The sequence below is a fragment of the Demequina mangrovi genome (assembly GCF_000759715.1).
Taxonomy (GTDB): domain Bacteria; phylum Actinomycetota; class Actinomycetes; order Actinomycetales; family Demequinaceae; genus Demequina; species Demequina mangrovi.
Window position 1 is genome coordinate 40,787 of sequence record NZ_BBLU01000005.1, and the last position, 22,164, is coordinate 62,950.

At 71.8% G+C, this 22,164-nt stretch carries 17 protein-coding genes; 13 read left to right on the top strand and 4 right to left on the bottom strand.

From position 1 onward, the window contains the following. From TR42_RS05895 to TR42_RS05920, 6 genes are all read left to right on the top strand, one after another. Entirely contained in the window at positions 1 to 288 is a 288-nt protein-coding gene (locus TR42_RS05895; protein WP_042213976.1) for a F0F1 ATP synthase subunit epsilon, read from the top strand. Beyond that, positions 288 to 983: an endonuclease NucS gene (nucS, locus tag TR42_RS05900; RefSeq protein WP_042213978.1), complete on the top strand. Its 696-nt coding sequence runs from the start codon at positions 288 to 290 to the stop codon at positions 981 to 983. The genes TR42_RS05895 and nucS overlap by 1 nt, the downstream gene beginning before the upstream one ends. 146 nt (positions 984 to 1,129) lie before the next feature. Further along, positions 1,130 to 2,587: a glycoside hydrolase family 1 protein gene (locus TR42_RS05905; protein WP_042213979.1), complete on the top strand. Its 1,458-nt coding sequence runs from the start codon at positions 1,130 to 1,132 to the stop codon at positions 2,585 to 2,587. 114 nt (positions 2,588 to 2,701) lie between these two features. Then, on the top strand, positions 2,702 to 3,007 hold the full coding sequence (locus tag TR42_RS05910) for an Rv1322 family protein (RefSeq protein ID WP_042213981.1): 306 nt from the start codon (positions 2,702 to 2,704) through the stop codon (positions 3,005 to 3,007). A gap of 10 nt (positions 3,008 to 3,017) precedes the next feature. Next, entirely contained in the window at positions 3,018 to 3,755 is a 738-nt protein-coding gene (locus TR42_RS05915; protein WP_042213983.1) for an alpha/beta hydrolase, read from the top strand. 40 nt (positions 3,756 to 3,795) lie between these two features. Further along, positions 3,796 to 4,557, top strand: a complete 762-nt coding sequence (locus TR42_RS05920; protein ID WP_052405677.1) for an alpha/beta fold hydrolase — start codon at positions 3,796 to 3,798, stop codon at positions 4,555 to 4,557. 183 nt (positions 4,558 to 4,740) lie between these two features. On the opposite strand, the gene TR42_RS05925 is transcribed toward TR42_RS05920, so the two are convergent. Both TR42_RS05925 and TR42_RS14200 read right to left on the bottom strand, forming a co-directional pair. Continuing rightward, positions 4,741 to 5,151 carry a hypothetical protein gene (locus TR42_RS05925; RefSeq protein ID WP_236623373.1) on the bottom strand — a complete coding sequence of 137 codons (411 nt, stop codon included), beginning with the start codon at positions 5,149 to 5,151 and terminating at the stop codon, positions 4,741 to 4,743. Beyond that, positions 5,148 to 8,126 (bottom strand): hypothetical protein, encoded by a 2,979-nt coding sequence (locus TR42_RS14200; protein WP_052405679.1) that lies wholly within the window; start codon positions 8,124 to 8,126, stop codon positions 5,148 to 5,150. The genes TR42_RS05925 and TR42_RS14200 overlap by 4 nt, the downstream gene beginning before the upstream one ends. A 147-nt stretch (positions 8,127 to 8,273) precedes the next feature. Between TR42_RS14200 and TR42_RS15185 the strand changes: the two genes are divergently transcribed. The 3 genes from TR42_RS15185 to TR42_RS05950 are packed head-to-tail and all read left to right on the top strand — an operon-like array spanning position 8,274 to position 11,198. Next, positions 8,274 to 9,311, top strand: coding sequence for a hypothetical protein (locus TR42_RS15185; protein ID WP_176564286.1), 1,038 nt, complete (start codon positions 8,274 to 8,276; stop codon positions 9,309 to 9,311). Then, positions 9,308 to 10,291, top strand: a complete 984-nt coding sequence (locus TR42_RS05945; RefSeq protein ID WP_042213988.1) for a DUF8094 domain-containing protein — start codon at positions 9,308 to 9,310, stop codon at positions 10,289 to 10,291. The genes TR42_RS15185 and TR42_RS05945 overlap by 4 nt, the downstream gene beginning before the upstream one ends. A gap of 25 nt (positions 10,292 to 10,316) precedes the next feature. Then, the gene (locus tag TR42_RS05950; RefSeq protein WP_042213990.1) at positions 10,317 to 11,198 is read left to right on the top strand and encodes a co-chaperone YbbN; all 882 of its coding nucleotides are present in this window, start codon (positions 10,317 to 10,319) and stop codon (positions 11,196 to 11,198) included. Positions 11,199 to 11,252: 54 nt separating this feature from the next. Here TR42_RS05950 and glgB read toward each other — a convergent pair whose 3' ends face one another. Together glgB and TR42_RS05960 are read right to left on the bottom strand one after the other, a co-directional pair. Further along, positions 11,253 to 13,418 (bottom strand): 1,4-alpha-glucan branching protein GlgB, encoded by a 2,166-nt coding sequence (gene glgB, locus TR42_RS05955; protein ID WP_042213992.1) that lies wholly within the window; start codon positions 13,416 to 13,418, stop codon positions 11,253 to 11,255. Between the two features lie 34 nt (positions 13,419 to 13,452). Continuing rightward, on the bottom strand, positions 13,453 to 15,453 hold the full coding sequence (locus tag TR42_RS05960) for an alpha-1,4-glucan--maltose-1-phosphate maltosyltransferase (protein ID WP_042213994.1): 2,001 nt from the start codon (positions 15,451 to 15,453) through the stop codon (positions 13,453 to 13,455). Positions 15,454 to 15,812: 359 nt separating this feature from the next. Between TR42_RS05960 and TR42_RS05965 the strand changes: the two genes are divergently transcribed. From TR42_RS05965 to TR42_RS05980, 4 genes are all read left to right on the top strand, one after another. Then, positions 15,813 to 17,846 (top strand): beta-galactosidase, encoded by a 2,034-nt coding sequence (locus tag TR42_RS05965; RefSeq protein ID WP_042213996.1) that lies wholly within the window; start codon positions 15,813 to 15,815, stop codon positions 17,844 to 17,846. A gap of 162 nt (positions 17,847 to 18,008) precedes the next feature. After that, positions 18,009 to 19,283 carry a sugar ABC transporter substrate-binding protein gene (locus TR42_RS05970; RefSeq protein WP_042213998.1) on the top strand — a complete coding sequence of 425 codons (1,275 nt, stop codon included), beginning with the start codon at positions 18,009 to 18,011 and terminating at the stop codon, positions 19,281 to 19,283. Between the two features lie 97 nt (positions 19,284 to 19,380). Further along, positions 19,381 to 20,979: an ABC transporter permease subunit gene (locus tag TR42_RS05975; RefSeq protein ID WP_042214000.1), complete on the top strand. Its 1,599-nt coding sequence runs from the start codon at positions 19,381 to 19,383 to the stop codon at positions 20,977 to 20,979. Then, positions 20,979 to 21,875 (top strand): sugar ABC transporter permease, encoded by an 897-nt coding sequence (locus TR42_RS05980; protein WP_042214002.1) that lies wholly within the window; start codon positions 20,979 to 20,981, stop codon positions 21,873 to 21,875. The genes TR42_RS05975 and TR42_RS05980 overlap by 1 nt, the downstream gene beginning before the upstream one ends. Positions 21,876 to 22,164 lie beyond the last annotated feature (289 nt).

Below are 22,164 nucleotides of genomic sequence, written 5' to 3' on the forward strand. Positions count from 1 at the left end.
ATGGCCGGTCCTCTCACCGTCGACGTCGTCGCCCCCGACCGGGTCCTCTGGTCGGGGTCGGCGGAGCGTCTCGTCGCGCCCACCGTGGAGGGCGAGATCGGCCTCCTCACCGGCCACGAGCCCGTGCTGTCCGTGCTGCGCGCGGGCACCGTGCGGGTCCGCGGCGGTGCGGACGGCGACGCCGAGTTCCCCATCGCCTCGGGCTTCGTGTCCTTCGACCGTGACGTGGTCACGGTCGTGGTCGAGCCCGTCGCGCCCGCCGAGGAGAAGGCTCCGGCCGCCTCCTGATGCGAGTGGTGATCGCGCGCTGCGCGGCCCGGTACACCGGGCGGCTCTCGGCGCACCTTCCGCTCGCGACCCGCGCCATCATGGTCAAGGCCGATGGCTCGGTCCTGCTGCATTCGGACGGCGGCTCGTACAAGCCGCTCAACTGGATGAGCCCGCCGTGCACTCTGCGGTCCTCCTCCGTCACGGAGGAGGCCGCGGAGCGCGGCGTCACCGAGGTCTGGGTGGTCCAGCACGACAAGACCGACGACCGTCTCGAGATCGAGCTCCACGAGGTGCTCTCCGACACGGAGCATGAGCTCGGGGTGGACCCCGGCCTCATCAAGGACGGCGTCGAGGCGCACCTCCAGGAGCTCCTCGCCGCGCAGATCACCATCCTCGGCGACGGGCACACGCTGGTCCGCCGCGAGTACATGACCGCGATCGGGCCCGTCGACATCCTCGCGAAGGATGGCGGCGGCGCGTCGGTCGCCGTGGAGATCAAGCGCCGCGGCGAGATCGACGGCGTCGAGCAGCTCACCCGATACCTCGAGCTGATGAACCGCGACCCGCTGCTCGCGCCCGTCCAGGGCGTGTTCGCGGCGCAGGAGATCAAGCCCCAGGCACGCGTCCTCGCCGAGGACCGCGGCATCCGCTGCGTGCTCCTCGACTACGAGGCCATGAAGGGCGACATCGACCTGAGCGATCGGCTTTTCTGAGCCTGTTCGCTCGCGACATCGCCTCACGTGGGCGCCTGAGCAGTGGGATCGGGCCGAACAGCACTGCTCAAGCGCCCAGTAGATGATGGCGGTGCGGTCCGAGACCGCGTGACGAGTTGTCGAATCGTTTCGGATAGGCTCGCCGCATGACGACGACGTTCCCTGACGGCTTCCTGCTCGGCGCGGCCACGGCCGCCTACCAGATCGAGGGTGCGGCGACCGAGGGAGGTCGCGGCCCGTCGATCTGGGACACCTTCTCCCACACGCCGGGAGCCGTCACCGGCGGCGACACCGGCGACGTGGCCTGCGACCACTATCACCGCTGGGAGAGCGACGTCGACATGATGGTCGACCTGGGACTCCAGGCGTACCGGTTCTCGATCTCGTGGCCCCGCGTGCAGCCCACCGGGTCCGGCGACTTCAACGACGAGGGCATCGCCTTCTACCAGGCCCTGGTCGCGCGCCTGCGCGAGAAGGGCATCGTCCCCATGGCGACCCTCTACCACTGGGACCTCCCCCAGGCCCTCGAGGACGAGGGAGGCTGGCTCAGCCGCGCCACGGTCGACGCCTTCGTGACCTACGCGGTCCGCATGGTCGAGGCGCTCGGCGACGACGTGGTGACGTGGGCGACCTTCAACGAGCCCTGGGTGAGCTCCTTCGTGGGGTACGGCGCCGGCGCGCATGCGCCCGGGCACACGGACGATGTCGAGGGCCTCACCGCCGCGCATCACCTTCTGCTCGCGCACTCGCGGGCCTACCGCGCGATCAAGGCGGTGCGACCCGAGCTCCAGGTGGGCATCGTCAACAACTCCCACACGCCGCGCCCGTTCGACCCGTCCAACCCCGCCGACCGCGCGGCCGCGGAGCACATCGACGCGCTCGCCAACACGATGTTCCACCAGCCGCTGGTGGAGGGCGCCTATCCCGCGATCCTCAAGCCCAACACGGCGCACCTCACCGACTGGTCCTTCGTGCACGAGGGCGACCTCGCGGAGATGAAGGACTCCGTCGACTGGTTCGGCGTGAACTACTACGCCTCGCACGTGGTGCGCCACAACCCGCGCAAGGCCGCGGCCGTGTCCGAGGTCGCGACCCTGGCCGATGGCCACAAGGCGGGCGGCAACTCGCCGTGGCCCGGCGACGAGGAGATCGAGTTCATGACCCCGCCGGGACGCCTCACCGCGATGGGCTGGAACATCGACCCCGGTGCCCTGCACGCGCACCTCCTCAAGGTCCACCGCGAGACCGGCCGCCCCATCTACGTCACCGAGAACGGCGGCGCCTGGGACGACGTGCTGGACGCCGACGGCCGCGTGCGCGACGCCGACCGCGTCTCCTACCTCCACGATCACCTTGGCGCCGTGCTCGCCGCGATCGACGAGGGCGCGGATGTCCGGGGCTACATGGCCTGGAGCCTCATGGACAACTTCGAGTGGGCGCAGGGCTACGCCAAGCGCTTCGGGCTCGTGCGGGTGGACTACGCGACGCAGGAGCGCCGCTGGAAGGACTCGGCGTACTGGTACCGGGCGACGCTCGCGCGCCGCGCGCCGCTGCCCGTCGAGGACCTCGAGGAGCAGGTCGAGACCCCGGCCCGCACCTACTGAGACGACTGCCAATGACAGATGTGGCAGATGTGACAGCCATGGCCGACGGCGCCCGGTGCCGGCGGTCGCACCTGTCACATCTTCCATTGGGAATCACTCCGTAGACTGGTCCGCATGCCCTCCGGTCGTCGCTCCTCCAAGCGCCCGTACGGCCGGCCCCATGAGGAGCTCGACGTCGGTCGGGTGTGGGGCAACCGCGCCCGCATCGAGCGCGGGCCCCGCGGCGAGGACTTCTACGTCGCGACCCCGCGGCCGACCGATCGCACCTTCGTGTGCCCGGGCTGCCAGGGCGAGATCTCGGGCGAGCTGCCGCACGTGGTGGCGTGGCCGGTCGAGAGCATCATGGGCGCCGAGGCGGCCGCGGACTCGCGCCGCCACTGGCACACGGGCTGCTGGCAGAGCTTCGGGCGCGCACGCTGAGAGAGGACCTATGACCGACGACCTGGTCGAGCTGCGCTCGATGACGGTGCTCCCCGCCGACCGCGAGGAGATCGAGCTGCGCACCGAGGACGGGCTCACGCTCGTCGGCGAGCTCGCTCTGCCCGCCGAGGGACCCGTCACCGGCACGCTCATCACGCTGCACCCGCTGCCGACGCACGGCGGCTTCATGGACTCGCACGTCTACCGCAAGGCCGCGTGGCGCCTGCCCGCGCTCGCCGGGCTCGCGGTGCTGCGCTTCAACACGCGCGGCACGTCGTCGCCGCGCGGGACCTCCGACGGCGAGTTCGGCGAGGGGATCGCCGAGGCGGCCGACGTCCGCGCCGCGGTGGACTTCGCGGTGAGCCGCGGCCTCCCGAACCGCTGGCTCGTGGGCTGGAGCTTCGGCACCGAGCTCACGCTCATGCACGGCGCCGATCTCGACGTCGAGGGGGCGATACTGCTGTCCCCGCCGCTGCATCGTGCCACCGAGGACGACATGCGCCGCTGGGCCGCGACCGGGCGCCCCGTGACCGCGCTGGTCCCCGAGCACGACGACTTCCTCAAGCCCGACGAGGCGCGCGAGCGCTTCGCCCCGCTCACGCAGCTCGAGCTCATCGCGGTCCCCGACGCCAAGCACCTGTGGGTCGGGGAGAGGTACGTGCGCATCGTCCACGACGCGATCGTCGAGCGCGTCGCCCCGGAGCGCGCGCCGCTGCCGGGCGAGGTGCCCGCGTCCATGGTGGAATGAGCGTGGGATAAGACCTGGCACGACGCGAAGGAGTTCCCCCGTGAGCCTCGTACCCGACGGCACGCCCCTGGTCCTGCTCAACGCCTTCCCGGTCGACCGGTCCCAATGGGATCCGCTGCTCGAGGCTCTTCCCGGGATCCCCGGCGACATCATCACCTTCGACGTGCCCGGCATCGGCGACATGCCGCTGCCCGACGAGGAGCCGTCGCTCGAGCTCATCGCCGATGCCGCGGTGCTCGCGATGCGCGAGGTCACCGGTCACGACAAGGCCGTCTGGGTCGGCTGCTCGATGGGCGGCTACATCGCGATGGCGGTGGCCGAGCGCCACCCGGGTGCGGTCGCGGGCCTGGGGCTGCTGGGCACCAAGGCCGAGGCGGACACCGAGGAGGCCAGGGAGGCGCGGCTCGCGCTCGCGGAGAGCGTGGAGGGGGCGGAGGGGCATCCCGACCCCCGCGGCGCCGCGGAGGGGCTGATCGGCACCACGGGAGAGGCGCGCGAGGCGCTCGTCGCCGCGATCGAGTCCAACATCGCGCGGCACGGGGGCGACGGGATCGCCTGGGGCCAGCGCGCGATGGCGGCGAGGCCCGATCGTACCGAGGTGCTCGCGGCGCTCGACGTGCCGGCCGTCGTGGCGGTGGGGGAGCACGATGCGATCGCCGGCGAGGAAGCCGCGCGCGCCATGGCCGCCGCGCTCGGGGTCGAGCCCGTGGTGCTGCCGGGGGTCGGGCACCTGTCCGCGTTCGAGGCGCCGGGCGCCGTGGCGCCGCTCGTCGCGGGGCTGCTCGACGGCGCGGAGGGCTGACCGGGCGAGGCTCCCGGGACGTCCTGCGTTACCGATATGTGAAATTTGCCCGAAGGGTGTAGCGCGCGCCGCGACGCCATGCCACCATGCTGGTGCGGGGGCACCTCACCACGAGGGGGGCGTGAGGTGCCCCCGCCATCATGGCCGTGGGATCAGGGACGATGCTCGCGCGGGGCGCGCGGCTCAGCCCCAGGAATCGCCGCCGGCGAGCCGCTTGCGGAGCGCCTCGTCGAGGGGCAGCGACTCGCCGTCGCGGGCGCCGCGCCCGAGCTCGAGCGGCGGGTCCGCCGGGGAGAGGTGGGCGCCGCGCAGGCGCTCGCGCAGCCCTCCCGGCGTCGACAGCACGTAGAAGCTCCCGTCGGTCCCGACCCCGACGGACCGGTCCCGCTTGAGGTACCAGCCGGTCACCGAGGTCCGCACGCGCGAGCGCCCGTCGTAGGTCCGCGCCGTGAGGGTCTCCGGCGCGAGGCCGGCCGCGACCGCGTCGCTCACGAAGGCCTGGATCAGCGCCGAGGCGGCACGCGACTCCGCCTGACGCTGGCGCGCGAGCGCGTCCGCCATCTCGAGGCGGTCGTCGCGGGCGTCCACGGTCACGCCTCCGAGGGCTCTGCCTTGGCGTCGTGCTCGGCCTGCAGACGCGACGCGCGGGCGAGGTTGCCCACGGGGTCGGACGAGAGCAGCCCGCGCAGGTCGTCGAGGTACGTGGTGATGGACTCGCGCTGACGGTTGAGCTCGTCGACCTCCCGCGTCGCCATGGTGCGCTCGCGCTCGGCGTCGCTCACGGCCTCCGAGATGATCGCCTCGGCGTGCTCGCGCGCCTCCGACACGATCTCGTCGGCGTTGTTGCGCGCGTTCGTGAGCAGGGTCTGCGAGTGGACCTCGGCCTCGCGGCGCACGGCCTCCGCGCGCTCGAGGGTCGCGCTGAGACGGTCCTCCGCCTCGGCGGTGCGGCGCTTCGCGTCGTCGACCATGGCGGCCGTCTCGGCGGTGGCCTCGTCGTGGCGCTGCGAGAGCTCGCGCTCGGCCTGCTCGCGCTTGGTGGCGACGTCGAGCTCGAGGTCCTCGCGGGTGCGGCGGGCCTCCTCGTGGGCGGCCTCGGCCTCCGCCTGGGCCTCGTCGCGCAGCTGCGCGGCCTCGGCCTGCGCGGACTGCACGAGGCGCTGCGCCTCGGCCTGCGCCGCGGCGAGGGCGTCCTTCGACTCGCGCTCCGTGGTGGCGCGGAGGTCGGAGGCCTGCTGCTGCGCGCTGCCCAGCGCCGCCTCGGCCTCGCGCGTGAGACGCGTGGCGTCCGCGTCCGCGGCGGAGCGGAGCTCGGCGAGCTCGGCGTTGACCGTCGCGCGGAGGTCCGCGGTCTCGGCGTCGGCGGCCTGACGCAGCTGCAGCGTCTCGGTGGTCGCGGCGGCGCGCAGCGCGCCGATCTCCTCGTCGGCGGCACGGCGCGCGTCCTTCGCGGCGCGACGGACGTCCTTGGCGTGGGCCTCGGCGTTCGCGCGCAGGCTCTCGGCCTCGGCCTCGGCGCTCTGGCGGAGCTCGGCGAGCTCGGCCGCGACGGTGTCGCGCAGCTCCGTGACCTCCTCGTCGGCGGCCTCGCGCTCGCGGGTCGCGTACGCATCGGCGTCGCGGCGCTGCTGGGCGGCGTAGGCGTCGGCCTCGCGGCGCTGCTGGGCGGCGTAGGCGTCCGCGGCGCGGTGCTGCTCCGCGACGTAGGCCTCGGCGGCCTGGCGCTCCTTGGCGGCGTAGGCGTCCGCCGTGCGGCGCGCCTCGCCCGCGTAGGCCTCGGCCTCGCGACGCGTGTCGGTGTCGAAGGCCTCGGTCTCCTGGCGCTGAGCCGCGACCCAGGTCGCGACGGCGAGGCGCTCGGCCGCGAGCTCGTCGGTGGTGGCCTGGCGCAGGTCGACGTCCCACGTCTCGGTGTCGTGGCGCAGGTCCGCGGCCCAGGCCTCGGTGGCCTGGCGCAGGTCCATGTCCCAGGTCTCGGTCTCCTTGCGCAGGGCCGCGGCGAAGGACTCGGCCTCGTGGCGGACCGTGGCGGCGTAGGCCTCGGCGTCCTGGCGCAGCGCGGTGGCCGCGGTCTCGGCGTCCTTGCGGACCCCGGCGGCGTAGGACTCGGCGTCGCGGCGCTCCGCCGTCACGGCGGCCTCGGTCTCCTTGCGCAGGGCCGCGGCGAAGGACTCGGCGTCGCGGCGCTCCGCGGTGGTCTCGGCCTCGGTCTCCTGGCGCAGGTGCGCGACCCACGCCTCGGTCTCCTGGCGGAGCTCGGCGGCGTAGGCGGCCGCGCTGTCGCGCAGCTCGGTGGACTCGGTCTGGGCCGCGGTCCGCAGCTCGGCCGCCTCGCGGGCGGCCGCGGCACGCAGCTCGGCGGTGTCCTGGTCGGCCGCGTGGCGCAGCTGCGCGACCTCCTCCTGGGCCGCGTGGCGCAGCTCGGCCACGTAGGCGTCCGCCTCGCGGCGCTGGTGACCGGTCTCACGCTCGGCGAGCGCACGCAGCTGAGCGGTCTCCTCGCCGGCGACCCGGCGCATCTCGGCGGCCGCAGCCTCGGCGGCCTCCCTGGCCTCCTGCGCCTCCTCCGCGGCGCGCGCGAGCGCGGCCTCGGCGTCGTTGCGCATGGTCGAGGCGTCGCTCTCGGCGGAGATGCGCATGTCCGAGGCCTCGGCCTCGGCCACGGCGCGCAGGTTCGCGGCCTCGCGCTCCGCCTCCGCGATCGAGTGGCCCGCGGCCTGCTCGGCGGCCTTGCGCGTCGCACCGGCCTCGTCCCTCGCCTCGGCGACGATGCGCGTGGCCTCGGCCTTGAGCGACTCGGTCTCGACGCGGGCGGCCTCGGTCAGCTCGTCGGCCTCCGTGTGGGAGGCGGCGAGGAACGCGGCGGCCTCGTCGCGAAGGCGGCTCGACTCCTGGTGGGCGTGCGCGAGCTTCTGCTCGGCGTCGGCGCGCGCGGCGTCGACGAGGTCGGCGGCCTCGCGCTGGCTGGTGACGCGCAGCTCGGTGGTCTCGCGCTCGACGGTGGCGCGGACGGTGTGCGCCTCGCGCTCGCCTGCCGCGCGGACCTCGGCGGCCTCGGTCTCGGCGGCGGAGCGGATGCGGTCGGCCTCGCGCTGGGCGCGGTCGACGGCCTCGCCCGACTGGCGCTCCGCGGCCTCGCGGACGCCCGCGGCGAGGTGCTCGGCCTGCGTCTTGATCTCATCGGCCTCGCGGCGGCTCTGGGCGAGGATCTCCGCGACCTCGTTGTCGGCGCGGGCGCGCAGCTGCTGCGCGGCGACGTTCGCACGGGCGACCGTGTCCTGCGCGTGGGTGTTGGCCCGCGCGATCACGTCGGAGGACTGCTCCTCGGCCGAACGCAGGAGCTGCTCGACGCGCGCGCCGAGCCCCTTGTACGTCGGCTGCTCGGACTCGCGGAGGGCCTTCTGGGCCTCGTCGAGGGAGCCGCGCGCCTGCTGAGCCTCGCGTCGTGCCTGCTCCGCGGCTGCAGCCTGCTCGCGCGCCGCGTCCTCCAGGCGTGCGATGTGGGCGGCGACCGCCTCCCGGTCGTAGCCGCGCATCGCAAGCGGGAACGGCAGGTTCTCTTCGGCCATGACTCTCCTCGATCGCACGGGCTGGTCCGTGCAGGTCTCGCATTCGACCCTCAGGGTAGTGCCGGTGCGGTGCGGGGAACAAAGTCGTGAGGGGTGATGTTCGCCGCATGTCTCGTAGAGTGAACAGCGAGACGAACGGAGACACACGTGACTTTGCGCACCACCGCGCTGATCGCGGGCGCGCTCGGGCTGCTCCTCCTCATCGGCGGACTGATCGCCGATGCGATGCGCCCGGCGGCCTTCGGCACCCCTTCCGCCTCGCTTGAGACCCCCGTCCTGGTCATCGACCCGGACATGGTCGCGATGGCACCGGGAGGCACCATCACCATCGAGGGATCCGGCACCATCACCGCCTACTCCGGCCGCGTCGACGACGCCGACGAGTGGGCCGCGTCGCGCGACGTCACCACGCTCACCGGCGTGCCGACGTGGGAGGAGCTGTCGACGGAGACCCAGACGGCGCCCGCCCCCTCGACCGAGCCGAGCGCGGAGCCCTCCGCATCGGCCTCCGCCTCGACGTCGGCCTCGGAGTCGTCCTCGCCCTCGGCCTCGGCCGAGGCGTCGGCCTCCCCGTCCGCATCCGCGAGCCCCGCGGCGCAGCAGGAGATCGCCGACATCTGGCGCGACTCGTGGAGCGCCGACGCCGGCACGCTCGAGCTGGAGAACGACGCGCTGCCCGTGGGCCTCGCGATCGTCGTCGAGTCCGAGGACGGCTCACCGCTGTCCTCGGTGACGATGCGGATCGACCGCGTGGTGAACGACGGCTGGGTCACGCCCCTCAAGTGGTGGGGCGCGTTCCTCGCCGCGGTCGGGCTCGTGGCGCTGATCTTCGTGTTCATCGATCACCGCGGCGCGGGCTCCAAGGTCGAGACGGCCGTCGCGAGCCGCCGTCAGGCGCCGCCGGCCACCCCCGGCGGCAGGCGCGAGCGCCGCGAGGCGCTCACCGCGGGTGAGGGCATCCCGGTGGTGGCGTCCGACGACGAGGAGGACTCCGAGCAGGGGGCCCCCGAGCACGAGGCCCCCGAGCAGGACTCCGACGAGGCGTCCGAGGAGCCGTTCGAGCCCACGTGGGAGCCGGTCGGGACCGAGGCCGAGCCCGACAGCGAGCCCGAGGTTCGCGTGGACGGCGCGACGGAGGACGATGCCCCCGTGGGGGACGACGACGAGCGGGAGGATCGCGCATGAGGCGCCAGGCAGCCATCGCCGGAGCGGTCGCGCTGGGACTCGCCGTGCTCGCGGGCTGCACGCCCGACGTCCCGCCGGCGGTCACCGCGCCGGACGCGCAGGAGACCTCCGCGATCACCCAGACCCAGATCGACCGCATCGTCCCCGCGACCTTCGCGGAGCTGGCGGCGGCCGACGAGGCCGCGGACGCCGACCTCCTCGGCGAGCGCGTCGGCGGCATGGTGCCGCGCATCCGTGCGGCCGAGTACGTCAAGGTCGAGGCGGGTGACGACGCTGCTCTCGAGGAGATCCCCGACACGATGCAGGCGGTCTACGTCTCCGCGGAGGGTGAGTTCCCGCGGATGATGGTCGGCGTCACCGAGGCGCCCGAGGGCAACACCCCGCTGGTGCTGCTGTGGCTCCAGGACGACATCGACTCGGAGTACCAGCTCCAGAACTGGGCGCACATGATCCCGGGGGCGACGCTCCCGGCCATGCCCGGCATCGCGGTCGGCTCGGACCAGCTCGCCCTCGACGGCGCCGAGGTGTCGCCGTCGCCCCAGCAGGTGGTTCAGGACTACGTCACGCTTCTGCAGGAGGGCGCCAAGAGCGACCTGGCGGACGAGTTCGAGGACGACACGTTCCGCGAGCAGCTGTTCGCCGCGCGGAAGGTGCTCAACACCGCGGCGAAGAAGGGCGACGGGAAGTACGTCGACACCATCGAGCCCGACGAGGACGGCACCTACGCGCTCGCGACGGCCGACGGCGGAGCGCTGGTCTTCGCGCCGCTCCTCGTGAAGTCGTCGCTGCGGGTCGAGGGCGACGCGACCGTCTCCATCTCGGACACGGACAAGGCGCTCGTCAAGGGCAAGCTCACGGACCGCGTGACCCACACGTATCGCGACCTCGTGGTGATCCACATCCCGCCGGCGGACGCGGAGGACGCCAAGCCCGCCGTCGTCGCGGCCGACCACCACCTGGTCAAGGTCGAGGCCAAGTAGCCGGACCGAAGGACAGAGGAGACTCATGACTGACATCCCCGGCGCCATGCGCGGCGCCGTCGATCTGGCGGCGCTCGCGGCGCAGTCCCGTCGCGCGGACACCGGCCTCGCGACCATCGACGAGGAGGCGTTCCAGGAGCTCGCGCAGCAGTCGATGCAGCGCCCCGTGGTGATCGCGTTCGTCTCGAGCGCCTCGCCGCAGAGCGAGGAGCTCGCCCGCACGGTCGAGGAGGCCGCCGCCGCGCTCGGCGTGACGGCCGCCGCCTGCGACGTCGACGCGCAGCCCGCGATCGCGCAGGCCTTCCAGATCCGCGGCGTGCCCGCGGCGGTCGCGATCATCGGCGGCCGCCCCGCGCCGCTGTTCCAGGGTGCCGCGACCCGCGAGCAGATCGACGAGGTGCTCGGCCAGGTGGTCGCCGCCGCCCGTCAGATGGGCGCGGCGGAGGGGCTGACCGAGGGATCGGCCGCCCCCGCGCCCGAGCCCGAGCCGCCGCTCCCGCCGCTCCACCAGGAGGCGTACGACGCGATCGAGCGGGGCGACCTCGAGGCCGCCGAGGCGGCGTACGACCGCGCCCTCCGCGAGAACCCCAAGGACGCCGATGCCCGCGCCGGCCGCTCCCAGGTGCGCCTCATGGCGCGCTCGCGGACCGCGGACCTGGGAGCGGTGCGCAAGGCCGCGGCGGACGCGCCGGACGACGTCGACGCGCAGCTCGCGGTGGCCGACATGGACGTGCTGGGCGGGCAGCTGGACGATGCGTTCGGACGCCTGGTCGACCTGGTCCGCGTCACGGTCGGCGACGACCGCGAGAAGGCCCGTGCGCGCCTGCTCGAGCTCTTCGACGTGGTCGACGCCGCGGATCCGCGGGTGCTCCGCGCCCGCCAGGCGCTCGCCTCCGCGCTCTACTGACGCTGGACGTCACGATGCCCCCGCTCGCCGAGCGGGGGCATCGTCGTCCTCGGCTCAGCGCGAGGGGCGCAGGACCACGGCGCCCAGCGGCGGCACCCTGATCTCGGCCACCGCCGGGTAGCCGTGCATCGCGCGGGCGCGCGCCTCGACGTGCCCGAGGTTGCCCACCCCGGAGCCGCCGTAGTGCTCGGCGTCCGAGTTGAAGACCTCGTCCCATCCGCCCGCGAGCGGCAGGGGCAGCGCGTAGCGCTCGTGGGGCACGCCCGCGAAGTTCACGACGACGGCGAGCGGGTTGCCCGCATCGTCCATCCGCAGGTAGGCGAGCGTGTTGCGGCGCGAGTCGTCGGCGTCGATCCAGCGGAAGCCGCTCGAGTCCGAGTCGCGCTCGAAGAGCTCGGGAGCGTCGCGGTAGAGGTGGTTGAGGTCCGCGACCATGCGGCGGACTCCCTCGTGGAGGTGGTCCTCGAGGTGCCACCAGTCGAGCGAGCGTCCCTCGGACCACTCGGCGTACTGGCCGAACTCGCAGCCCATGAAGAGCAGCTGCTTGCCCGGATGGGTCCACTGGTACGCGAGCAGCGCCCGCAGACCCGCCATCTTGTTCCAGTGGTCGCCGGGCAGCCGGTCGACCAGCGAGCCCTTGCCGTGCACCACCTCATCGTGCGAGAGCGGCAGCATGAAGTGCTCGGAGAACGCGTACATGAGCGAGAAGGTCACCGTGTGGTGGTGGTACGACCGGTGGACGGGCTCCTCGCTCACGTACCGGAGCGTGTCGTTCATCCAACCCATGTTCCACTTGAGCCCGAAGCCCAGGCCGCCCTGGCTCGTGGGCGCCGTGACGCCCGGCCACGCGGTCGACTCCTCGGCGATCATGACGATGCCGGGAGAGGTGCGGTACGCGGTGGCGTTGGCCTCCTGCAGGAAGGCGATCGCGTCGAGGTTCTCGCGGCCGCCGTGGACGTTGGGCCGCCACTGGCCGGCCTCGCGCGAGTAGTCGAGGTAGAGCATCGAGGCCACAGCGTCGACGCGGAGGCCGTCGGCGTGGAACTCCTCGAGCCAGTACACGGCGTTCGCGACGAGGAAGTTGCGCACCTCGGCGCGGCCGAAGTCGAAGATGAACGTGCCCCAGTCGGGCTGCTCGCCGCGCAGCGGGTCGGGGTGCTCGTACAGCGGGGTGCCGTCGAAGCGGCCGAGGGCCCACTCGTCCTTGGGGAAGTGGCCCGGGACCCAGTCGAGGAGCACGCCGATGCCGGCCTGGTGGAGCGTGTCGATGAGGTGGCGGAGCTCGTCGGGCGTGCCGAAGCGCGCCGTCGGCGCGTAGTAGCCCGAGACCTGGTAGCCCCACGAGCCGCCGAAGGGGTGCTCCATCACGGGCAGGAACTCGACGTGGGTGAAGCCCATCTCGGACACGTACGCGGTGAGCTGGTCCGCCAGCTCGAGGTAGCTGAGGCCCTGACGCCACGAGCCGAGGTGGACCTCGTAGACGCTCATGGGCGCGCGGTGGGGCTCGGACGCCGCACGCTGCGCGAGCCACTCGTCGTCGCCCCACGCGTAGCCGGTCTCGTCGACCACCGAGGCGGTCGCGGGCGGGTTCTCGGTGCGGCGGGCCATCGGGTCCGCCTTCTGGCGCCAGTGCCCGTTCTTGTCGAGGATCTCGAACTTGTACTTGGTCCCGGCCGCGACGCCCGGGATGAACAGCTCCCAGATGCCGGACGAGCCGAGCGTGCGCATCGCGTGCGTCGCGCCCTGCCAGCTGTTGAACTCCCCGACGACGCGCACGGCGCGCGCGTTGGGCGCCCAGACGGCGAACTCCGTGCCCTCGACGGCGCCGAGCACCGAGTCGAAGCGTCGCACGTTGGCGCCCAGCGCCTCCCAGAGCTTCTCGTGCCGGCCCTCGCGGATGAGGTGGAGATCGAGCTCGCCCAGCAGCGGCATGAACCGGTACGGGTCGTCCGACACCGCGGCGGAGTCGCCGTACGCGGCGTGGACCCGGTAGTCGGGCACCTCGGCCTCGGGCAGCAGCACGCTCCAGACGCCGTGGTGCTCGTGCACCGCGGGGAAGCGCCCTGCCAGCGTCTCGATCTCGACCGCGTCGGCGAGCGGGCGCAGCACGCGGACGACCACGCCGTCCGCGCCCGGGTGGGGTCCCAGGATCGCGTGCGGATCGTGGTGCATGCCGCGCGCGATGTCCGCGAGCACGGCGGGGTCCAGGCGTCGAGGCATCAGCACCGTCCAGTCGGTCGAAGGAGACGAGGGGTCATGCGGGCTTCACCACCGCGACGTGGGTGAGCGAGACCGCGGGATCGAGGCGCACGTAGAAGTCACGGCTCCACGTGTAGGTGCCGCCGCCCACCACGTCGTCGACCACGAGGCGGGCGTCGTCCGCGAGCCCGAGCGCCTCCATGTCGAGCGTCACGACGCCGGACTGCACGTGGTGCGGGTCGAAGCTCGCGACCACGATCACGGTGTCCGCCTTGCCGGTGGGGGACTCGGCCGCGGGTACGTGCCGGGTGAAGCACAGGATCTCGGGGTTGGTCGTCTCGTGGACGCGCAGCCCGCGCAGGCGTCGCAGCGCGGGGTGCCTGCGCCGCGCCGCGTTGAGCGTGGTGAGCAGCGTCGCGATCCCGTGGCGGTCCGCATCGGACCAGTCGCGCGGCTTGTACTCGTACTTCTCGTTGTCGATCTGCTCCTCGACGCCGGGCCGCGGCACGTCCTCGACGAACTCGTACCCCGTGTAGATGCCGTACGAGGGGGAGCCCGTCGCCGCGAGCACGGCGCGCATGCGCCACAGCGGCGGTCCGCCGTGCTGCATGTCTGGCGTGAGGATGTCGTGCGTGGTGGGCCAGAAGTTCGGGCGCATGTAGAACGACGAGTCCCCGGCGAGCTCCTCGAGGTACTCGCCCATCTCCTCGGCGTTCTGCCGCCACGTGAAGTAGGTGTAGCTCTGGTGGAAGCCGATCTTCGCGAGGGTGTGCATCATCGCGGGGCGCGTGAACGCCTCCGACAGGAAGATGACGTCCGGATGGGCCTCGGCGATCTCGCCGAGCAGCCGCTCCCAGAACATCAGCGCCTTGGTGTGCGGGTTGTCGACGCGGAAGAGCGTGACGCCCGCGTCGATCCACACCTGCAGCATGTCCCGGATGGCGTGATAGATGCCCTCGGGGTCGTTGTCGAAGTTGAGCGGATAGATGTCCTGGTACTTCTTGGGCGGGTTCTCCGCGTACGCGATGGTGCCGTCGAGGCGCTGCGTGAACCACTCGGGGTGCTCCGTCACCCACGGGTGGTCGGGGGAGCACTGGAGCGCGACGTCCATCGCGACCTCGAGGCCCACGCTCCTGGCCGCCTTGACGAAGGCCCGGAAGCCGCGCATCGTCCCCAGGTCGGGGTGGATCGCGTCGTGGCCGCCCTCGGCCGCGCCGATCGCGTACGGGCTGCCGGGGTCGCCGGGCTCCGCCTTGAGCGAGTTGTTGCGCCCCTTGCGGTGGGTGGTGCCGATCGGGTGGATCGGGGTGAGGTAGACGACGTCGAAGCCCATGTCCGCGATCGCGGGGAGCCGCTTCGCGGCGGTGGTGAACGTGCCCGAGTGCCACTCGCCGGTGCGCTTGTTGAGGCGCGCGCCCTCGGAGCGCGGGAAGATCTCGTACCAGGCGGACACGAGCGCCTTCTCGCGCTGCACCAGCAGCGGGTACTCCGGGGAGGTGCTCACCGAGTCGCGCAGCGGGGCCGCCGTCATGGCCGCCCGCAGCTCGGGGGACGATGCCGGCGCCAGGCGGGCCTCGGGGTCGAGCGAGCCGTCCTCGAGAGAGGCGATCGCCTTCTCGAGCAGCGCCTTGCGCGCCGGAGTGTGGCGGACCTCGGTGAGCGCACGCGTGAGGACCAGCACGCCCTCGTCGAGCATGAGCTGGACGTCGACGCCGGCGTGGATCTTCACCTCGGCCGCGTGGAGCCAGGTCGAGAACGGGTCCGACCATGCCTCGACACGGAACGAGTGGAGCCCCTCGTGCTTCGGGATGAACGCCGCGCGGTAGCGGCTGGTGCCCCAGTCGTCGAGAGGCATGGGCATGCGCTCGTGGCGCCCGTCCGGCTTGGTGATGACGACGGTCGCGCCCTCGGAGTCGTGCCCCTCGCGGAAGATCGTCGCGGTGATGGGGACCGCCTCGCCCACGACCGCGCGAGCGGGCCACCTGCCCTCCTCGAGCGAGGGTTGGACCCCCACGATGGGGATGCGACCGATGGACGTCTCAGGGGAGCGGGCCATGCCCCGAACCTACTCGGATTGCGCGGCGATGTGTACCTGAGGCGCGCAGGGCGCGCCGAGGCGCGTGCCAGCGGCTTCACGCTCCTCGGGCCCCGGGAGCCGAGGTCCGGGACCTCGGTGACTTGCGCTCCCCGCGCGACGATGTAGGGTGTGGGCCACGGTTGATGTAACCGCTTGCATCCAAAGGAGGTTGTGCGCGGTCACAGTTCGATAACGGAGTGCTTCCGTAAGAGTCACGGAGCGCCTGTCGACTTGCGCGGGCATCTGCCCGGGGAGTAGAACTGTGAACGGTCCCAGTCGGGGCGGCCGATGATGGCCGCCGCAGCAGCAAGGCTCCTCCGGGGGCCGCGAGGAGTGTCATGACGGCAGCAGCGAGCTGGCCCAGCGTCGAGGGTCTCGCCTACGGAGGCGACTACAACCCCGAGCAGTGGCCGCGCGAGACGTGGGACGAGGACATGCGTCTCATGCGCGAGGCGGGTGTGAACCTCGTCTCCGTCGGCATCTTCTCCTGGGCGATGCTCGAGCCCGAGGAGGGCCGCTACGACTTCGCGTGGATGGACGACCTGCTCGACCTCCTCCACTCCCACGGCATCGCCGCGGACCTCGGCACCCCCTCGGTCTCGCCGCCGGCATGGTTCTTCCACCGCTACCCGGACGCACGCGTCACGGACAAGAACGGCACGGTCATGGGCTTCGGCGGCCGCGGCATGGCCTCGCACGCGGCGCCCGAGTACCGGGAGGCGATCGCCCGCATGGCCGGCGCGCTCGCGGAGCGGTACGGCGAGCACCCGGCCGTGGTGATGTGGCACATCCACAACGAGTACGGCGTGCCGATCGCGGAGGACTTCGGCCCGCGCGCCGTCGTGTCGTGGCGACGTTGGCTCGAGGAGCGGTACGGCACGCTCGACGGGCTCAACGCGGCATGGGGCACGGCCTTCTGGGGTCAGCGCTACGGCGCCTGGGAGCACGTGGTCGCGCCGGCCGCGACCGCGACCATCACCAACCCGGCGATGAAGCTCGACTGGGCGCGGTTCACCGACGACCAGCTGCGCGAGTGCTACGTGGTGGAGCGCGACGCGATCCGCGCGCACGCCTCGCAGCCCATCACCACCAACTTCATGGCGCACCAGGCATGGAACACGGACCTGTGGAAGTGGGCCGAGCTGGTCGACGTGGTCTCCGACGACCACTACCTCTGGTCGCCCGACCCGGACGCCCACGTGGGCCTCGCGCTGTCCGCGGACCTCACGCGCTCGGTCGCCGGCGGCAAGCCGTGGATCCTCATGGAGCACTCGACGTCCGCCGTGAACTGGCAGGGCCGCAACATCGCCAAGCGGCCGGGGGAGATGCGCCGCAACGCGCTCACCCACCTGGGCCGCGGGGCCGACGCGATCATGTTCTTCCAGTGGCGCGCCTCGCGCTCCGGCGCGGAGAAGTTCCACTCGGCGATGCTGCCGCACGCAGGCGAGAGCTCCCGCGTGTTCCGCGAGGTCGTCGAGCTGGGCGGTCACCTCAAGGACGCCGCGGAGGTGCGCGGCTCCGAGGTCGAGGCCGAGGTCGCGGTACTCTACGACTGGGAGTCGCTGTGGGCGCAGGACCTCGAGTGGCGGCCCTCGGACGACGTGCAGTTCCGCGAGCGGATGCGCACGTTCTACGAGCGCCTGTGGCGCGACGGCGTCACCGTCGACTTCGCGCACCCCGACCAGGACCTGTCGCGCTACAAGCTCGTGGTGGCTCCCGCCTCGTACCTGCTCACCGCATCGTCCGCCGCGAACCTCACGCGCTACGTCGAGGGCGGCGGGACGCTGCTGGTCAACTTCTTCTCCGCGATCGTGAACGAGAACGACGCGGTCCACGAGGGCGGGTTCGTCGCGCCGCTGCGCGACGCCCTGGGCCTCACGGTCGAGGAGTTCCTGCCGATGCGCGAGGGCGACACCGCGGCGGTGCGCTGGACGCGCGGCGCCGAGGTCGAGCTGCCCTCGGACGTGTGGCAGGACGACATCGTTCTGGCGGGCGCCGAGGTGGTCGCGGAGAACATCTCCGGGCCCGGCGCGGGCAAGCCCGCGATCACCCGCAACACCCACGGGGAGGGGGTCGGCTGGTACGTCGGCACCAAGCTCTCCGTGGAGGCGCTGAGGACCGTGGTCGACGCGGTCTACGCCGACGCCGGCATCGAGGTCTCGGGGCTGCCCGAGGACCTCGAGGTCGTGACGCGGCGCGGCGCGGCTGAGGACTTCGTCATCGCCGTCAACCACGGCGACGACGCAGCTCGGCTCCCGGTGGCAGGGAAGGACCTGCTCTCGGGTGCCGAGACCGATGGAGAGCTCGAGGTTCCTGGCGGCGGTGTCGCCGTGATCCGGACCTCGCGGGGAACCGGAGGTGACGGGGTCTGACCCGTGGGGAGGGGTCGGGCTGCGCCGACCTCGATCCCAGATCCCATGGCAAGGATGAAGACACGGGGCTCCCGCCCGGGGGCCTCGATCGGATTAACCTGTCGCAGAGACGCGAGCTCACCAGAGGCGCGCAATGTGGCACCACTCTGGAAGGAAAGAAAGATGCGTAACACGATCGGAAAGGTCGTCATCGCGGCGACGTCGGTCGCACTCCTGGCCGCCTGCTCGTCGGGCACCACCGACGACGAGCCCTCGGACGCGATGTCCGAGGAGCCCACCCCCGCCGCCTCCGAGACCTCGGACGCCATCGACGCCACGGGCCTCTCGCTGACCATCTGGGTCGACGAGAACCGCGAGCCCGCCGTCGCGGCTGCGGCCGAGACCTTCATGGAGGAGACCGGCGCCACCGTCGAGCTCGTCCAGAAGAACTTCGAGGACATCCGCGCGGACTTCCTCGCCCAGGTCCCCACCGGTGAGGGCCCGGACATCACCATCGGCGCGCACGACTGGCTGGGCGCGCTCATCGAGGGCGGTGTGGTGAACACCGTCGACCTCGGCGAGAACGCCTCGAGCTTCGCCCAGGTCGCGGTCGACGCGATGACCTACGACGGCCAGCTCTACGGCATGCCGTACTCGACCGAGACCATCGCGCTCATCCAGAACACCGACCTCGTCGGCGAGGACGCCCCCGCCACGTGGGACGACATGATCCAGGCCGGCATCGACTCCGGCGCGGACCGTCCGTTCTGCATCAACACCAACGGCGAGACCGGCGACGGCTACACCATGTACCCGTTCCAGACCTCGTTCGGCGCCCCGGTGTTCGTCCAGGAGAACGGCTCGTACACCTCCGAGGTCGGCATGGGCGGCGAGGCCGGCGAGGCCTTCGCGACGTGGCTCGGCGAGAACGGCGAGAAGGGCGAGGGCTACATCTCGACCACCGTCGACTACGACATCAACAACCAGCTCTTCAACTCCGGCGAGTGCGCGTACACCATCCAGGGCCCGTGGGCGCTGGGCTCGTTCACGGACGTCAACTTCACCGTGAACCCGGTGCCGTCGGCCGGCGGCGAGACCGCCTCGCCGTTCGTGGGCGTCCAGGGCTTCTACGTCTCGTCGCAGTCGGAGAACGCGCTCCTCGCGAACACGTTCCTCACCAACTACGTCGCGACGCCCGAGGCGATGCAGGCGCTCTACGACGCCGACCCGCGTCTCCCCGCGTTCGAGGGCGTCGACACCGCGTCGGCCCCGTACCCGGACGCGATCGCGGGCTTCCAGGCCTCGGCGGAGGGCGGCGTCCCGATGCCGTCGATCCCCGAGATGGGCTCGGTGTGGGACTTCTGGAACGCGGCTGAGTCGGCCATCATCAAGGGTGCCGACCCGGTCGAGACCTGGAACAAGATGATCACCGACCTCACCGCCTCTCTCGAGGGCTAAGAGGATCCACCCCCGTGGGGCGGGGCGCGCGAGCGTCCCGCCCCACGTCGGCGGGTCATCGCCGACATACTGAGAGAACGCGGAACCAGGAGACCAGATGTCCACGGAGACAGCGACACCGGTGACGAGGCCGGAGGCGCCCGCACGCAGTTGGAGAGGCCTCGGCTGGGGCTTCCTCGTGAAGCTGCTGCTGATGATGATCGTCAACGCCGTCGGGCTGTCGATCATCATGTCGGCATGGGCCGTCGAGGCCTGGGCGGTCCTCGCCGCATCGGCCCTGCTGCTCGTCGCCGCGAACTGGGTCTACTTCGCGCGGCGCACCCTGCCGCTCAAGTACATCTTCCCCGGACTGGTCTTCCTCCTGATCTTCCAGGTGTTCGTCATGGGCTACACGGCCTACGTGGCGACCACCAACTACGGCGCCGGCCACAACGTCGACAAGGGCCAGGCGATCGACGCCGCCCTCATCAACGCCGAGCGCCGCGTCGAGGACTCGGCCACCTACCCGCTCACCGTGGTGCGCGACGGGGACACCATCGGCTTCGCCGTGACCTCCGCCTCCGGCGCCGTCCAAGTGGGCACGGAGGAGGAGCCCCTTGCCGCCGTCGACGGCGCCACCGCCGACGGCTCCGGCCGGCCGACAGAGGTGCCCGGCTGGGAGGTCGTCTCCCTCAACGAGCTGCTGTCGGACCAGGCGCTCGCGCAGGAGGTCACGCAGCTCCGCGTGCCGGTCTCGGACGAGGCCGACGAGGGCTCGCTGCGCACCCGCGAGGGATCCACGGCCGCGGTCTACCGCTCGTCGCTCACGTGGGACGAGGAGGCCGATGCGCTGGTCGACTCCGACTCGGGCGTGACCTACACCGCGAACGAGTACGGCACGTTCGTGGGCGACGACGGCTCGACCCTGCCGGTCGGCTACCGCGTGGGCATCGGCGCCGAGAACTTCGTCAAGGCGGTCACCGACCCCGACCTCGCGGCCCCGCTGCTCAAGGTCGCGGCGTGGACGTTCGCGTTCGCGTTCCTCACGGTGGCCACGAGCTTCCTGCTGGGCCTGTTCTTCGCGCTGATCTACAACGACGACAGGCTCAAGGGCAAGAAGACGCTGCGCACGCTCTTCATCCTCCCGTACGCGTTCCCGGCCTTCCTCACCGCGCTGCTGTGGCGCGGCATGCTCAACGCCGAGTTCGGCGTCATCAACGACTGGTTCTTCTTCGGGGCCAACATCAACTGGCTCGGCGACCCGTGGCTCGCGAAGTTCTCGATCCTCTTCGTCAACCTGTGGCTCAGCTACCCGTACTGGTTCCTGGTCTGCACCGGCGCGCTCCAGTCGCTGCCGTCCGAGACCACCGAGGCGGCCAAGATCGACGGCGCCGGACGCTGGCGCCAGTTCCGGTCCATCACCTTCCCGCTGCTGATGGTGTCGACGGCGCCCCTCGCGATCGCGTCCTTCGCCTTCAACTTCAACAACTTCACGATCATCTACATGCTGACCAACGGCGGTCCACGCTTCACCGACACGTCCGTGCCGTTGGGCTCCACCGACATCCTCATCACCGCGATCTATCAGATCTCCGGTGTCGCGGGCGGCCGCGCCGACTACGGTCTCGCCTCCGCGCTGTCGATCGTCGTGTTCGTGGTCGTCGGCATCGTGTCCGCGATCGCCTTCCGTCAGACCAAGAAGCTGGAGGAGTTCTGATGGCCACCACCGCGCCGTCCGCGCCGTCGACGAGCCGTCGTCAGCCCACCCGCCGCTCCCGCTGGTGGCTCGAGGTCGGGTGGAAGTACCCGCTCGCCGTCCTCATCATCTTCTACGCCGCGTTCCCGCTGGTGTTCGTCCTCTCCGCGTCGCTCGACGAGGGCGGCAACCTCCGCGGCACGGAGAGCCTGTTCAGCTCGATCAGCTTCGAGAACTACGCGAACCTCAACGACACGCTGTTCTGGACGTGGGTGGGCAACACGCTCATCATCGGCGCCGCGGCGGCCGTGGGCGCGGTGCTCATGGGCGCCTGCGCGGCCTACGCCTTCTCGCGGTTCCGCTTCCAGGGCCGGCGGTTCTCGCTCACCGGTCTGCTCATCCTCCAGATGTTCCCGCAGACGGTCGCGTTCGTCGCGGTGTTCCTGCTGCTGCTCGCGCTCGGCGAGGTGGTGCCGTCGCTCGGCATCGACTCGAAGATCGCGCTCATCTGCGTCTACTGGGGCACCGCGCTCGGGGCGAACACGTTCCTCATGTACGGCTTCTTCAACTCGATCCCGTCGGAGATGGACGAGGCGGCCAAGATCGACGGCGCGACGCACGCGCAGATCTTCTGGAAGCTCATCATGCCGCTCGTGACGCCCATCCTCGCGGTGGTCGGGCTGCTCGCCTTCGTCGCGGCGTTCGGCGACTTCATCCTCGCGAAGATCATCCTCGTGTCGAACGACAACTGGACGTTGGCCATCGGCATGTACGCGTGGGTATCCGACCAGCTGACCGCGCGCTGGGGCATCTTCTCCGCCGGCACCGTGATCGCGGCGCTGCCGGTGCTTGTGCTGTTCCTCACGCTCCAGCGCTACATCGTGGGAGGCCTCACGTCCGGGTCCGTGAAGGGCTGACAGGCTCTCCTTCCAGAGAGGGGCCCGGGGCGGGAGACCGCCCCGGGCTTCTCTGCGTCCCCCCGTCCGATTCCCAATGACACATGTGACGCGTGAGGTTCGCGGGGACGATGCGGCGGTCGCCTTCGGAACATCCGCCCCACGGTGCACGTGTGTCATTGGGAATCGCTGGCCGGGACCGGTCACAGAAGTGTCACGATCTTCGCGATTCGCCTCGCGCTCCGCGGCGTCCTGTGCCAGTCTGAGAGCGGTCCCAGCCACCACGGGCTTCCCGCCCGATCAACGACGA

Excerpts from the sequence above, each read along its gene's own strand:
- TR42_RS05895 (WP_042213976.1), top strand. The coding sequence starts at position 1 with ATGGCCGGTCCTCTCACCGTCGACGTCGTCGCCCCCGACCGGGTCCTC.
- nucS (WP_042213978.1), top strand. The coding sequence starts at position 288 with ATGCGAGTGGTGATCGCGCGCTGCGCGGCCCGGTACACCGGGCGGCTC.
- TR42_RS05905 (WP_042213979.1), top strand. The coding sequence starts at position 1,130 with ATGACGACGACGTTCCCTGACGGCTTCCTGCTCGGCGCGGCCACGGCC.
- TR42_RS05910 (WP_042213981.1), top strand. The coding sequence starts at position 2,702 with ATGCCCTCCGGTCGTCGCTCCTCCAAGCGCCCGTACGGCCGGCCCCAT.
- TR42_RS05915 (WP_042213983.1), top strand. The coding sequence starts at position 3,018 with ATGACCGACGACCTGGTCGAGCTGCGCTCGATGACGGTGCTCCCCGCC.
- TR42_RS14200 (WP_052405679.1), bottom strand. The coding sequence starts at position 8,126 with ATGGCCGAAGAGAACCTGCCGTTCCCGCTTGCGATGCGCGGCTACGAC.
- TR42_RS05945 (WP_042213988.1), top strand. The coding sequence starts at position 9,308 with ATGAGGCGCCAGGCAGCCATCGCCGGAGCGGTCGCGCTGGGACTCGCC.
- TR42_RS05950 (WP_042213990.1), top strand. The coding sequence starts at position 10,317 with ATGACTGACATCCCCGGCGCCATGCGCGGCGCCGTCGATCTGGCGGCG.
- glgB (WP_042213992.1), bottom strand. The coding sequence starts at position 13,418 with ATGCCTCGACGCCTGGACCCCGCCGTGCTCGCGGACATCGCGCGCGGC.
- TR42_RS05960 (WP_042213994.1), bottom strand. The coding sequence starts at position 15,453 with ATGGCCCGCTCCCCTGAGACGTCCATCGGTCGCATCCCCATCGTGGGG.
- TR42_RS05965 (WP_042213996.1), top strand. The coding sequence starts at position 15,813 with ATGACGGCAGCAGCGAGCTGGCCCAGCGTCGAGGGTCTCGCCTACGGA.
- TR42_RS05970 (WP_042213998.1), top strand. The coding sequence starts at position 18,009 with ATGCGTAACACGATCGGAAAGGTCGTCATCGCGGCGACGTCGGTCGCA.
- TR42_RS05975 (WP_042214000.1), top strand. The coding sequence starts at position 19,381 with ATGTCCACGGAGACAGCGACACCGGTGACGAGGCCGGAGGCGCCCGCA.
- TR42_RS05980 (WP_042214002.1), top strand. The coding sequence starts at position 20,979 with ATGGCCACCACCGCGCCGTCCGCGCCGTCGACGAGCCGTCGTCAGCCC.